Source organism: Rhizobium sp. CCGE531 (genome assembly GCF_003627795.1).
Lineage (GTDB): Bacteria > Pseudomonadota > Alphaproteobacteria > Rhizobiales > Rhizobiaceae > Rhizobium.
Genome location: NZ_CP032687.1, coordinates 388,196 through 400,821, shown reverse-complemented (window position 1 = coordinate 400,821; position 12,626 = coordinate 388,196). Strand labels below are relative to the sequence as shown.

The window sequence follows — 12,626 nt, the reverse complement described above, 5'->3', positions numbered from 1 at the left end:
CACGAAAACGACACAGCCGCTTCCCGTCTTGCTGCTAAGACTCACGAGGTTCCCGAGACCTTTTCTTTGGCCAGCCAGGCGCGGAAAGCTTCGAGCGGCGGGTAATTGGTCCGCGATTGCGGCCAGACGAGCCAGTAGGACCCCGAGCCCGGCACCGATCTCTTCAGGACCGGTACCAGGCGCCCTTCGATTATTTCAGTGTCAGCGAGATAGGCCGGAAGAAGAGCCACGCCGAGCCCGGAGATCGCCGACTGCGTCATCGTCGCGAACTGGTCGAAAAGCATCCCCGTCACGTTCGCCGGTCGCGCTCCCTGAGCGGCAAACCAGATCCTCCAGCCGGTCGGCCTGGTTTCCAGTTGCAGAAGTGGCAACCTCGCCATGTCCGCGATGTCGTCAATCGGATGTTCAGCGAGGAGCGCTGGCGAAATGCACGCCGTCAGGCGCTCCTCGAAGAGTTTCATATGGTCGGCATCCCGCCAATCGTCTGCTCCAAAATGAATGGCTGCGTCAAAACTCTCGGCGGCAAAGTTAAAGCGCTTGAGCCGCGTCGCGAGGTTGATCGTGATACCTGGATGTTTGACCAGGAATGCGCCCAACCGCGGCGCCAGCCATCGCGTACCGAAAGCCGGCAGGATAGCCAGCGACAGGGTGCCGCCGCCTGGGTTGGCGGCGAATTCCATGCTGCCCCGCTGGATGAGATCGAGCGCGCGGCTCACGTTCCGCCCGTAGGCATGGGCTGCTTCCGTCGGAATGAGCTTCTGCCTGTGTCGCTCGAAGAGCGGCCGGCCAAGCTGCTGCTCCAGATTCTGCACGAGGCGGCTCACAGTGCTCTGTGTCAAATCAAGCTCACGCGCCGCCGCCGCCGTTGAGCCGGTGCGCAAGACGGCTTCGAACGCAGAGAGGAGGCTCATGGAGGGAAGGAACCGACGCGGGCGCATCAAACCTATGCATTTTATGAATTAGATCACATCTAAATAGGGTTATTTCTCGCGAAACACAATCGGTAAATGCATGAGCAAGCAGCTTCGATATCCGAGGTCGCATTTCATTCGAGGGAAATCCGTGACGACAAATTTCGCCACAGCCATGTCTTCCGCACAGACGAGCGCGTTTGCGTGGGACGATCCCTTCCTCTTGGAGGAGCAGCTCTCTGAAGAGGAACGCATGATCCGCGATGCTGCCAAGGCCTTTGCAGAGGCCGAATTGCTGCCGCACGTGGGGGATGCCTATCTTGAGGAGAAGACTGATCCCGGTCTCTTCCGGCTGATGGGCAGGGCCGGGCTTCTCGGCGTAACGTTGCCGGAAAAATATGGGGCGGCTGGCGCCAACTTCGTCTCTTACGGCCTGGTTGCGCGCGAGGTCGAACGCGTCGATTCAGGCTATCGGTCGATGATGAGCGTCCAGTCGTCGCTGGTGATCTATCCGATCTATGCCTATGGCTCGGAAGAACAGCGAGACAAGTATCTACCGGGCCTCGTATCCGGGGAATTGATCGGCTGCTTCGGTCTGACCGAGCCGGATGCCGGCTCCGATCCCGGCGACATGAAGACCCGCGCCGAGAAAATCGACGGCGGGTACCGCCTGCGCGGCTCAAAGATGTGGATCTCCAATGCGCCGATCGCCGATGTCTTCGTTGTCTGGGCGAAGTCGGAAGCTCATAACCGCCAGATCCGCGGTTTCATCCTCGAAAAGGGCATGAAAGGCCTGTCGGCGCCGAAGATCGGCGGCAAGCTGTCGCTGCGTGCCTCGATCACCGGCGAGATCGTGATGGACGGCGTCGAGATCGGCGAGGACGCCCTGCTGCCGAATGTTTCGGGTCTCAAGGGGCCGTTCGGCTGCCTGAACCGCGCCCGTTATGGCATTTCCTGGGGCGTGCTCGGCGCTGCCGAGGATTGCTGGTTGCGTTCGCGGCAATATGGACTGGACCGCGTTCAATTTGGCAAACCGCTGGCTGGCGCTCAACTCTTCCAGAGGAGGCTGGCGGACATGCAGACGGAGATTGCACTGGGGCTGCAGGCTTCACTCCGGGTAGGGCGCCTGATGGACGAGCACAAGTTCGCGCCGGAAATGATTTCTATCGTCAAGCGCAACAACTGCGGCAAGGCGCTCGATATCGCCAGGCAAGCCCGTGACATGCACGGCGGCAACGGCATCCAGATCGAATACCACGTCATGCGCCATTCCCAGAACCTTGAAACGGTCAACACCTATGAGGGCACGCATGATGTCCACGCACTGATCCTCGGCCGCGCCCAGACCGGTATTCAGGCGTTCTTCTGATGGGCGGTCCGAACAGTGCACCGCTTGCCGGCCTGAAAGTCGTCGAACTTGCCCGCATCCTTGCCGGTCCCTGGATCGGCCAGACACTCGCCGATCTCGGCGCCGAGGTTATCAAGGTGGAAAGCCCGCAGGGCGACGACACCCGCAGTTGGGGGCCACCCTTTATCGAACGCCCGGACGGTAAGGGCGGCGCTGAGAAGGTGGCGGCGTATTTTCATGCGGCAAACCGAGGCAAGTCGTCGGTCATTTGTGACTTCGGCGATCCCGAGGGTCTTGAGCGCGTCAAAGCATTGATCGCAGAAGCTGACGTTGTGATTGAGAACTTCAAAGTTGCCGGGCTGCAAAAATTCGGTCTCGATTATGAAAGCATCGCCGCGATCAATCCGCGGATCGTCTACGCTTCGGTGACCGGTTTCGGTCAGACAGGCCCGCGCGCCCGTCAGCCAGGATACGATTTCCTCATACAGGGTATGTGCGGAATTATGGACCTGACCGGTGAGCCAGACGGTGAACCGCAGAAAGTCGGCGTCGCCTGGATCGACGTCTTTACCGGACTTTACGGCGTCATCGGCATTCAGGCAGCGCTTGCCGAGCGCGACCGCTCCGGCGTTGGCCAGCATGTCGATCTGGCGCTCTTCGACGTCGGAGTTTCCGTCCTTGCCAACCAGGCCATGAATTATCTCGCAACCGGCAACGTGCCTCACCGTATGGGAAACGCTCATCCGAATATCGTGCCCTATCAGGTTTTCCCGGCCTTCGACGGTCATCTCATTATCGCTTGTGGCAACGATCGGCAGTTCGCATCCCTTTGCGACCTGCTGGATCTCGCTGCGCTCGCCGGAGACCCGGCCTACGCCACCAATCCCGCACGAGTGGAAAACCGCGAGAAGCTTTGCGCGATGATTGCGGAAAAGACGCGACTTCGGCCGAAAGCAGAACTGATCGCCGCACTTGAAGGGGCGGGTGTTCCGGGAGGACCGATCAATAGCGTCGCCGAGGCGATCGACGATCCGCAGATCAAGGCGCGCCGGCTTAAGATCGCTCCGGAAGGCTTGTCCGGCCTGAGAACGCCGATCGGCTTGTCGCGCAGCCTCCTCACGCTCGACAGTGCCTCGCCGCTTTTGGGTGCTGGACGCTGGAGCTTTTCTTCCGAAGAGTCGAGGGTAGACACGAAATGACGATCGAAACCATCGGAGTGCTCGGCGCCGGGCAGATGGGCAGCGGTATCGCTCATGTGCTTGCAATTGCGGGATTCGAGGTCTCGCTGATGGACGTCGACGCGGATCGGCTCGTCGCCGCGGTCGCCAAAATTAGCGAGGATATGGACCGGCAGGTGGCACGGGGAACGATCGCGGCCGAGGCAATGTTGAGCGCCGTTGGACGCCTCAGGACGACCGTAAACCTGCCCGAACTTGGCACGCTCGATCTGATCATCGAGACGGCGGCGGAGAGCGAGCCGGTCAAGCTGAAATTATTCGACGATCTCCGACCTCACCTGAAGCCGGAAGCGATCCTCACCTCAAACACGTCTTCGCTCTCGATCACCCGTCTAGCCGGACGGACTCGAAAGCCCGAGCAGTTTATGGGCCTCCACTTCATGAATCCGGTTCCGGTCATGCAGCTCGTCGAGCTCATTCGTGGAATCGTGACCAGCAACGAGACTTTCGAGGCTGTCCGCGCCGTCGTACAACGACTCGGCAAAACCGCAGTCGTTGCGGAGGATTACCCCGCCTTTATCGTGAACCGGATTCTGGTCCCGATGATCAACGAAGCCGTTTATACGCTTTACGAGGGTGTCGGTTCGGTTTTCGACATCGATCAGAGCATGAAGCTTGGCGCGAATCATCCGATGGGACCGCTGGAACTGGCTGATTTCATCGGCCTCGATACCTGCCTCGCCATCATGAACGTTCTGCATGAAGGCCTGGCGGACAGCAAGTACCGCCCATGTCCACTGTTGGTGAAATATGTCGAAGCGGGATGGCTAGGACGCAAAGTCGCCAGAGGCTTTTATGATTATTGCGGCGATACGCCGGTTCCGAGCCGCTGATCAGGAGTGCTGCACATGAAGATTCTCGTCCCCGTGAAGCGGGTAGTTGATTACAACGTGAAGATCCGGGTGAAGCCGGATGGTTCGGGCGTCGAGCTTGCGAATGTGAAGATGTCGATGAACCCGTTCGACGAGATTTCGGTCGAAGAAGCGCTGCGGCTGAAGGAGGCCGGCAAGGCCGAGGAAGTGGTGGTGGTGTCGATCGGCCCGGCCAAGGCCGAGGAGACATTGCGCACCGCCCTTGCCATGGGCGCGGATCGCGCCATCCTGGTCGAGACCGAAGATCAGGTCGAGCCGCTGGCCGTCGCCAAGATCCTCAAAGGTGTTGCCGATGCCGAACAGCCGGGCCTGATCATCGTCGGCAAGCAGGCGATCGATGATGACTCGAACCAGACCGGCCAGATGCTGGCGGCGCTGCTGGGTTCTGCCCAGGCCACCTTCGCCTCGAAGATCGAGATCGGCGAGGGAAAAGCTCAGGTGACCCGCGAGGTCGATGGCGGCCTGCAGACGATCGAGGTCAAGCTGCCAGCGGTGGTGACCACGGATCTTCGCCTCAACGAGCCGCGTTACGCCTCGCTGCCGAACATCATGAAGGCGAAGAAGAAGCCGCTCGACAAGAAGGCGCCTGCCGATTTCGGCGTCGATACGACACCGCGGCTGAAGGTGCTGAAGACCGAAGAGCCGTCCGGCCGCAAGGCAGGCGTCAAGGTCAAGTCGGTCGCCGAGCTCGTCGAGAAGCTGAAGACCGAAGCCGGCGTGCTCTGAGGATAGAAAGGGAGAACTTCACCATGGCCATTCTTCTTCTGGCTGACCACGACAATGCCCATCTTTCCGACCAGACCGCCAAGGCGCTGACGGCGGCCACTCAGATCGGCGGCGATATCCATGTGCTGGTGGCCGGCAAAGCCGCCAAGGCTGCGGCCGATGCCGCCGCCAAGCTTGCCGGCGTCTCCAAGGTGCTGCTGGCCGAAAGCGACGAGCTTGCCAACAATCTCGCCGAACCGCTTGCCGATCTCATCGTCTCGCTGGCGGCAGGTTATGACACCATCCTGACGGCTGCTACCTCGGTCGGCAAGAACGTCATGCCGCGTGTCGCAGCTCTCCTCGATGTCGCCCAGGTCTCGGAAATCATCGAGGTGGTTTCGTCCAACACCTTCAAGCGGCCGATCTATGCCGGCAATGCCATCCAGACGGTGCAGGCAAGCGATGCCAAGAAGGTGATCACCGTGCGCACCGCCTCCTTCGCTTCCGCCGCAGAAGACGGTTCGGCCACTGTCGAGGCAATCCCGGCGGTCGCCAATCCCGGTCTTTCGAGCTTCGTCGCCGATGCGCTGTCGACCTCCGATCGTCCGGAACTGACCTCGGCCAAGATCATCATCTCGGGCGGACGCGCACTCGGTTCGGCGGAGAAGTTCAAGGAAGTCATTCTGCCGGTTGCCGACAAGCTTGGTGCCGCCGTCGGCGCATCCCGCGCTGCCGTCGATGCCGGCTACGCGCCGAACGACTGGCAGGTCGGCCAGACCGGCAAGGTGGTGGCACCGCAGCTTTACATCGCCTGCGGCATATCAGGCGCCATCCAGCATCTCGCCGGCATGAAGGACTCGAAGGTCATCGTCGCCATCAACAAGGACGAGGAGGCACCGATCTTCCAGATCGCCGACTACGGCCTCGTCGCCGATCTCTTCGAGGCACTGCCGGAACTCGAAGAGGCGCTGTGAAGATTGATATCTGTTTCCGATCTAGCATGCCCGTTGTGAGGGCGCGCTCAAACGACGAAGCCAGATGCCGCAATGGGGCGGCGCTCCGCATAGCCAAGAAGATGACTGTGCCTCAGAGCGACGATGGTGAAGCGGGTCCGATGATTTCGGCCCCAAGCATCAAGCGGGGGACAAGCGGGGACTATGTTGTGGGAATTGATGCGTCGCTGGCACGGCTCTGAACTCGGGTTAACGTTTCTTCCCTGAACGGTTTGGGTGTGATTCAAGAGTGTCGGTGATTTGGAGGCCGACATGTTTGAAGACGATCGCCCGCGGCTGCGGGTTTTGCTGGACCATTTTAGTCTCGTTGAGGATGAGCGGGAGCAATGGCGGGTCGCCCATCCGTTACCCGAGGTGCTTCTTCTGGTCGTTTGCGGGACGATCGGCGCATGCGACGATTTTGACGAGATCGTCGAATGGGGGGAGGATAACCTGGCGTTTTTACGTCGGTTTCTTCCCTATCACCATGGCATACCGGGTTCGCGCTGGCTGCGCATTCTGCTCAACCGGATCGATCCGGACCTGTTTTCGAACTGCTTCATATCCTGGGCGGCGACGCTTCGACCCGATGCTCCGGCGCTGGTGGCGATTGACGGAAAGACCTCGCGCGGCAGTCATGACCGGGCCAACGGCCGGGCGGCGCTGCATCTCGTCTCGGCTTTCGCCACCCGTGAACGGCTGGTTCTTGGACAAGAGGCAGTGGCAACGACAAGCTGTGAGCAGGACACCATCCCCTTGCTGCTGGAACGGTTGGCCGAAAAAGATCGCCTGAAAGGCGCGCTCGTGACCATCGACGCCATTGCCTGCAATGCCAAAACCGCCCAGGCGGTGCTCGATGCAGGCGCTGATTACCTCCTGGCGGCCAAGGCCAATCAGCCCGGCCTGATGGGTGAGATCGAGCGCTTCTTTGCCGACGCTCCGGCAAACCTCACCTCAACCGTGACCGAAGTCGACAAGGGCCATGGCCGGGTCGAAGAGCGGCGGGTCACCGTCTCCACTCAAATCGACTGGCTCTCCGGCGACAGGCGCTTTCCCGGCGAATACCGCTTCCCGTCCATCGCCACCATCGTCAAGGTGCAAGCACAAGTCTATGAAAAGTCCAGGCAAAGCAGCCAGGTCCGCTTCTATATCTCCTCGCGGTCGATGACCGCGCTCCAGTTCGCCGAGGCCATACGTGGCCATTGGGCCATCGAGAACTCCCTCCATTGGGTACTCGACGTCACCTTCAACGAGGATGCCGCCCGATCTCGAACCGGGCATGGACCAGCCAACATGGCCGTCGTCCGACACTTCGCCATCAACATGGTTCGAAGCCATAACGACAAGCGCAGTATCAAACTCAGACGAAACAAAGCAGGCAGAAACCCACAATACATGGCCGAAATCATCCGAGCATGACTGTTAACCCGGATTCAGCGCCGTGGCGTCGCTGGTGGCTCTATAAACATCAATGTCGAAATATGACATGGGCAAGAGACACTCGCTGGGTTCTGACACCATCGTACATTCAGGATGACAGTGAGCGCGACGAACAGCCCACTGCTTTCGGCGTTGACGGGATCGCAATAGCACTTTCTTTTAGAACTTCTGCTTTGCCCGCTTCGGCATAAAATAGGTTCGGATATTGACGAGTGCTTCGGCGACGGCAGCAGCATCCTGGTGGGTCGCTTTCCGTTTTGTCTCGCCGAGCTTGCGGATCGGCGCGATGATATCCCCAGTGACGGCATGACCTCGAAGGACAGGCTGCCAAAGCCTCGGCGCGTATCCTGTTCCGAGGAGAAAGCAGATGTCCCAATCGAATGGATCAAGGGTCTGATCATCGATCCTGGTGAACCTGGGCCGGTGGTCTTTCGGTCTCTCGGAAAGGCTTGCAGATATCCGATTATACTCCGCCACGATCGTCTGCACGGCCCGATGTTCGGTTGTTTCCATCGGCAGGTTCAGGGCATCCGGGCCGGTCAGTTCCGGGATCCATTGGCGTGGGTCGATGAACTTCGGGCCGATGATGAGGGCCGTAAGATAACCATCGAGACTGCTCATTGACCAGATAGGCGATGGCGGACGACGTCTCCTGATAAAGGCTTCGAATGCGTCGTCATCGAGCTTCGGTCGCGGCGTCATCTCCTGGCTGTTCTGTGTCATGCCGCTTGTCGCTCCTGCTGTGTCATCGCTTCGCGCTCGGCGTTCCAGGCCCAAGGCAAAAGGCTCTCCATCTCGTTGGCTTTGACTTTGCCGGAGATGATGCGTTCCAGCACATCGGCAAGCCAGGCGTCGGGGTCCACGCCGTTAAGCTTTGCCGTGTTCACGAGCGATGCCAGGACCGCGAAGGTCTGGCCACCCCGCTCGTTGCCCACGAATAATGAGTTCTTTCTCGTCAGAGCCACGGATTTCATTGAACGCTCGACTACGTTGGAGTCCACCTCGATCCGGCCATCATCGAGGAAGGCTGTCAGGCCGCCCCAGTGGTTGAGCATGTAAGTGACTGCCTTGCCAAGTGCTGATTTCGACGACACCTCGTCGCTCAGTTCGGTGAGATGGACCTTCAGCTCCCTCATGATGGGAGCCGCCTCACGACGCCTGCCGCTAAGCCGGGTATCTTCATCTTCCCCTCGTAGTTTTGCTTCGATGCGATAGATTTCGGCAATCCTGGCAAGGATCGACAAGGCCTCCGAAGAGCCGGTCAGTTTGACGACATCAACGAACTTTCGCCGTGCATGGGCGAGGCAGAAGGCCAGCCGCATGGGGGCAACGTTGCTCTTGCCGCGTCGTTTGACCATGGTTTTATAGGCTTGGTATCCATCAACCTGAAGCACGCCGGCAAACGACGACAATTGCCCCTCGATCTCGCGCGCACTGCGGCTTTCGGCAAAGATATAAGCAACCGCCGGCGGCGCCGGACCATTCCAGGGGCGGTCGTCAACCGCTTGCGCCCATAACTGGCAGACCTTGGTTCGCTTGCGTCCTGGATCGAGGCGCGGAAGCGGCGTCTCGTCACAGAACACCCTCGGCTGCGAGCGGATGAAGGCGGTCAGCGCATCGTAGAGGAGCTCAAGCCACCAGGCGACACGCGTGACCCATGCCCCGAGCGTACCGCGATCAATGATGACGCCGCAGGAGGCCAGCATTTGCGCCTGTCTGTTGAGCGGGAGATGCCAGGCAAACTTCGAAACAGCGACATGCGCGGCAAACGCCGTGGTCACCATGCCACCGTCCATCACGCGTGCCGGTGCGGACGCCTGCACAACAACACTTTCGCAGGCCCGGCATGCATAGCGTGGCCGGATCGTCCGTTTCACCCGGACAACCGCAGGCACGATGTCGAGCGCCTCGCTGACATCAGTGCCGATGCAATGAAGTTCGAACGAACAGCAGGGGCAAGTCTTGCTCTCTGGTTCGATGACCTCGTCATACCGCGGAAGGTGCTTGGGCAAGCGGCCGATATTGCGCGCTGGCGATCGCCGTGCCTGCATTTTGTCTTCAATGACCGGCACGACATCGTCATTGGCAGCAACGGGAATGTCGCTTAGATCGCCAAGATCGAGCATTGCCTGCGTCGGATCGATGATCGTCATCTTCTCCGATTTCGTCCCGAAGAGCAGGCGCTCAAGGAAGGCCACGCGCGCCTTAAGGTCGGCATTCTCTTCGTTGAGCGAGAGAATGATCCGGGTCAATTGCGCAGTGTCCTGGGGTAAGGTATCATGTCGAAGCGGCATGACGGACCCTACCATAGGAGCCTGAATCTTCACGTAAAACCGACAGGATCAGCCTGCTTTTGAGGGCCTCCTCACAGCGTTTCGTTTGACGCGCGTCCAGTCAATACCGGCAACCAAAAGTGAGAACTCTTCGCGCGTCATCTGCATGGCGCCATCGCGGATCGGTGGCCAAACGAACTTGCCTGCCTCCAACCACTTCGTCGCTAAAATCATGCCTGATCCGTCCCAGTAAATGCAACGAAGCCGATCAAGACGCTTGGCGCGGAACACGAACACGTCGCCGCAATAAGGTTATGTGGCGCGCCACATAATGCAGAGCGTTTTTAGCGTGGCGTCGCGGGTATGCACGTTGAGGAGCGCGCCGAGGCCGACAGCGACGGTGCGCTAAAAACGTGTTGGGCTAAGCCGCGGGCGCGACCCGGGTTCTATGGGGATTGAATGGTGCGGCTCTGAGCAAAGGCGCCGCAGGCGCGGTGTTGACGAGAGTCGCCGCTGGGTGCACGGGACGAACACAGCGCCGATTTGGAATTCGATAAGGATAAGGATTGCCGTTGTACCTTGCCGGGAAGGGCTGATAGGCGCGACGGCACACACCTTCTCGGGACCGACCGGTTTCCGGTGGAACGGCGACGATGAAAGCGCTGCGCTTCTTTCATGACGTATCCCAGTAACGCGGCGGTCCGGTGACGCCGTCGAAAACTTCGATGGTGATCATCTGCCCTTGACGACAGGCCGGGCATTGCCTGAGGGAACATCCGGTAAGTTCCTCGTAGCGGTCGCGGTAGTCCTTCGAGGCTCGGCTCTCTGATGGCTCGGGTACCGGCATGCCGAGCAGCTCGCGGCAATGGGCAAGCTTTTGTTCGCGGTAGCGGTTGCCGAGGAAACCGTAATAGCGGATCCGATGGAAGCCCTCGGGCAGGACGTGTAACAGAAAGCGGCGGATGAATTCATCGGCGGAGACGGTCATGACCTTTTGCCGATCGCCGTGCCGATAATCCTTCCAGCGGAAACGCACGGCGCCATCCTCGATATCGACGAGGCGGTTGTTGGAGATGGCGACGCGGTGGGTGTAGCGGCCGACATAGTCGAGCACCTGTTCGGGCCCTGCGAACGGCGGCTTGGCGTAGACGACCCAGTCGGCCTTTCGCAGCGGTGCCAGATAGCGCCGGAAGGCTTTGCGCTCGCCAAGGCGCTGCAAGTCGGAAAAGAACTGCAGCTTGCCCGCGTCGAAGGCTTTCGCCAGGTGCTCCAGGAACAAGCGGCGGAACAGGCGCGAGAGCACGCGGACCGGCAGGAAGAAGCCGGGCTTGCAGGCGATCCATCGCGTGCCGTCCGGCGAGAACCCGCCACCCGGGACGACGCAGTGCAGGTGCGGATGGTGCAGCAGATTTTGTCCCCAGGTGTGCAGGACGGCAAAGAAGCCGATCTCGGCGCCGAGATGCTTGGGGTCGGCGGCGATGGTGCGCAGCGGATCGGCGGTGGCCCGGAAGAGCAGCCCGTAGACGAGCGCCTTGTTCTGATAGGCGATGGCGGCAATGGCCTCCGGCAGTGTGAAGACGACGTGAAAGTACTGGGTGTCGAGCAGCTCGGCGCGTCGATCGTCCAGCCATTGCGCCCGGGCCAGCGATTGGCAGCGGGGACAATGCCTGTCACGGCAGCTGTTGAAGGCGATGCGCCGGTGGCCGCATTGATCGCACGCTTCGACGTGCCCACCGAGCGCGGCGGTCCGGCACAACTCGATCGCCGTCATGACACGGCGCTGAGCGGTCGACAGCGATGTGTGCTGGGCACGATAGGCCTCGCCGTAGCGGCGGAAGATGTCCGCCACTTCCGGCCCCGAACGGGCCATCGGGAGCTCAGAAATACTCCGGCTTGGCGGGTGGCAGGGTCGGCGCCGGACGCGGCAATAGCTCGAACGGGCTCGCCGTAGCGCAGACCTTGTTGGTGGCGATCCGTAGATAGTGGGCGGTGGTCGCGAGGCTGCGGTGACCGAGCAGCAATTGAATGGTGCGCACGTCGGCGCCGGCCTCGAGAAGATGGACGGCGAAGGCGTGCCGCAAGCTGTGCGGCGTCACTGGTTTGGACAAGCCGGAAAGATCGTGCGCTTTTGCGCAGGCTTGCCCAACTGCATCCCTGCTGATCGGGTGGCCGGTGCGATCGCCAGGGAAGAGCCATGCCTCTGGCCGCCGCATCCTCCAATAGTCGCGCAGGATCTCCAGGAGCTTGGGCGACAGCATCACATAGCGGTCCTTCTGGCCTTTGCCCTGCTCGACACGGACGACCATTCTCTGGCTGTCGATGTCCGTGGGCTTCAGCTGCACCGCTTCCGAAATGCGCAGACCGGCGGCATAGCAGGTCGTCAGGATGGCGTGGTGTTTGAGATCGGCCACGCAGCCGAGAAAGTGCCGTACTTCATCCGGACTGAGGATGATCGGCAGTTTCTGCGGCTTCTTGGGAAGCGGCAAGACCTCTGCAGGCACCCAGTCCCTCTCGAGCGTGACGCTGAAGAAAAAGCGCAACGCCGAAACCGCGATATGGATTGAGGTAGGCGCCAGCTTCTTCTCGTTGGCCAGATAGACCTGATAGGTCCGAATATCCTCACGGCCGAGCAAGTCAGGCGCTTTGCCGAAGTATCGTGCAAACAGCGATACCTGCCGCAGATATGAGATCTGGGTATTGAGCGAAAAATTGCGCATTTGCATGTCTTCGCTCATGCGCTGGCGAAGTGGGGTCATGACGAGCTCCTCTGTCTGATGGAATAGCTGAAAACAGCCGTCCCATCCTCTCGCAGTTGGGGCTCCTACTGAATACCTGACCTCCTTCCCG

Annotated in this window: 11 protein-coding genes and 1 pseudogene; 6 read left to right on the top strand and 6 right to left on the bottom strand. The window is 60.4% G+C overall.

The window, feature by feature from the left end; translation table 11 throughout:
* Positions 1–41 precede the first annotated feature (41 nt).
* On the bottom strand, positions 42–938 hold the full coding sequence (locus tag CCGE531_RS31755; RefSeq protein ID WP_004128999.1) for a LysR family transcriptional regulator: 897 nt from the start codon (positions 936–938) through the stop codon (positions 42–44).
* Between the two features lie 148 nt (positions 939–1,086).
* On the opposite strand from CCGE531_RS31755, the gene CCGE531_RS31750 reads away from it, so the two are divergent.
* From CCGE531_RS31750 to CCGE531_RS31720, 6 genes are all read left to right on the top strand, one after another.
* Positions 1,087–2,280 (top strand): acyl-CoA dehydrogenase, encoded by a 1,194-nt coding sequence (locus tag CCGE531_RS31750; RefSeq protein WP_015342015.1) that lies wholly within the window; start codon positions 1,087–1,089, stop codon positions 2,278–2,280.
* A complete protein-coding gene (locus tag CCGE531_RS31745) occupies positions 2,280–3,458 on the top strand; it encodes a CaiB/BaiF CoA-transferase family protein (RefSeq protein WP_120670891.1) in 1,179 nt (392 codons plus the stop codon). The genes CCGE531_RS31750 and CCGE531_RS31745 overlap by 1 nt, the downstream gene beginning before the upstream one ends.
* Positions 3,455–4,330 (top strand): 3-hydroxybutyryl-CoA dehydrogenase, encoded by an 876-nt coding sequence (locus tag CCGE531_RS31740; protein WP_004128992.1) that lies wholly within the window; start codon positions 3,455–3,457, stop codon positions 4,328–4,330. Before CCGE531_RS31745 ends, CCGE531_RS31740 begins: the two co-directional genes overlap by 4 nt.
* A gap of 15 nt (positions 4,331–4,345) precedes the next feature.
* Entirely contained in the window at positions 4,346–5,095 is a 750-nt protein-coding gene (locus CCGE531_RS31735) for an electron transfer flavoprotein subunit beta/FixA family protein (RefSeq protein WP_120670890.1), read from the top strand.
* A 23-nt stretch (positions 5,096–5,118) separates the two neighbouring features.
* The gene (locus CCGE531_RS31730; RefSeq protein WP_004128985.1) at positions 5,119–6,048 is read left to right on the top strand and encodes an electron transfer flavoprotein subunit alpha/FixB family protein; all 930 of its coding nucleotides are present in this window, start codon (positions 5,119–5,121) and stop codon (positions 6,046–6,048) included.
* Between the two features lie 291 nt (positions 6,049–6,339).
* On the top strand, positions 6,340–7,485 hold the full coding sequence (locus tag CCGE531_RS31720) for an ISAs1 family transposase (RefSeq protein ID WP_004112765.1): 1,146 nt from the start codon (positions 6,340–6,342) through the stop codon (positions 7,483–7,485).
* Positions 7,486–7,665: 180 nt separating this feature from the next.
* Here CCGE531_RS31720 and CCGE531_RS31715 read toward each other — a convergent pair whose 3' ends face one another.
* From CCGE531_RS31715 to CCGE531_RS31695, 5 genes and pseudogenes are all read right to left on the bottom strand, one after another.
* Positions 7,666–8,229 carry a UPF0149 family protein gene (locus tag CCGE531_RS31715; RefSeq protein ID WP_004128954.1) on the bottom strand — a complete coding sequence of 188 codons (564 nt, stop codon included), beginning with the start codon at positions 8,227–8,229 and terminating at the stop codon, positions 7,666–7,668.
* Positions 8,226–9,800, bottom strand: a complete 1,575-nt coding sequence (locus CCGE531_RS31710; RefSeq protein WP_120670888.1) for an IS66 family transposase — start codon at positions 9,798–9,800, stop codon at positions 8,226–8,228. Before CCGE531_RS31710 ends, CCGE531_RS31715 begins: the two co-directional genes overlap by 4 nt.
* A gap of 48 nt (positions 9,801–9,848) precedes the next feature.
* Positions 9,849–10,091, bottom strand: a pseudogene (gene tnpB, locus CCGE531_RS31705) (IS66 family insertion sequence element accessory protein TnpB); the annotation flags it as partial.
* Positions 10,092–10,452: 361 nt separating this feature from the next.
* A complete protein-coding gene (locus CCGE531_RS31700) occupies positions 10,453–11,649 on the bottom strand; it encodes an IS91 family transposase (protein ID WP_120670887.1) in 1,197 nt (398 codons plus the stop codon).
* 7 nt (positions 11,650–11,656) lie between these two features.
* A complete protein-coding gene (locus CCGE531_RS31695) occupies positions 11,657–12,535 on the bottom strand; it encodes a tyrosine-type recombinase/integrase (RefSeq protein ID WP_120670886.1) in 879 nt (292 codons plus the stop codon).
* Positions 12,536–12,626 lie beyond the last annotated feature (91 nt).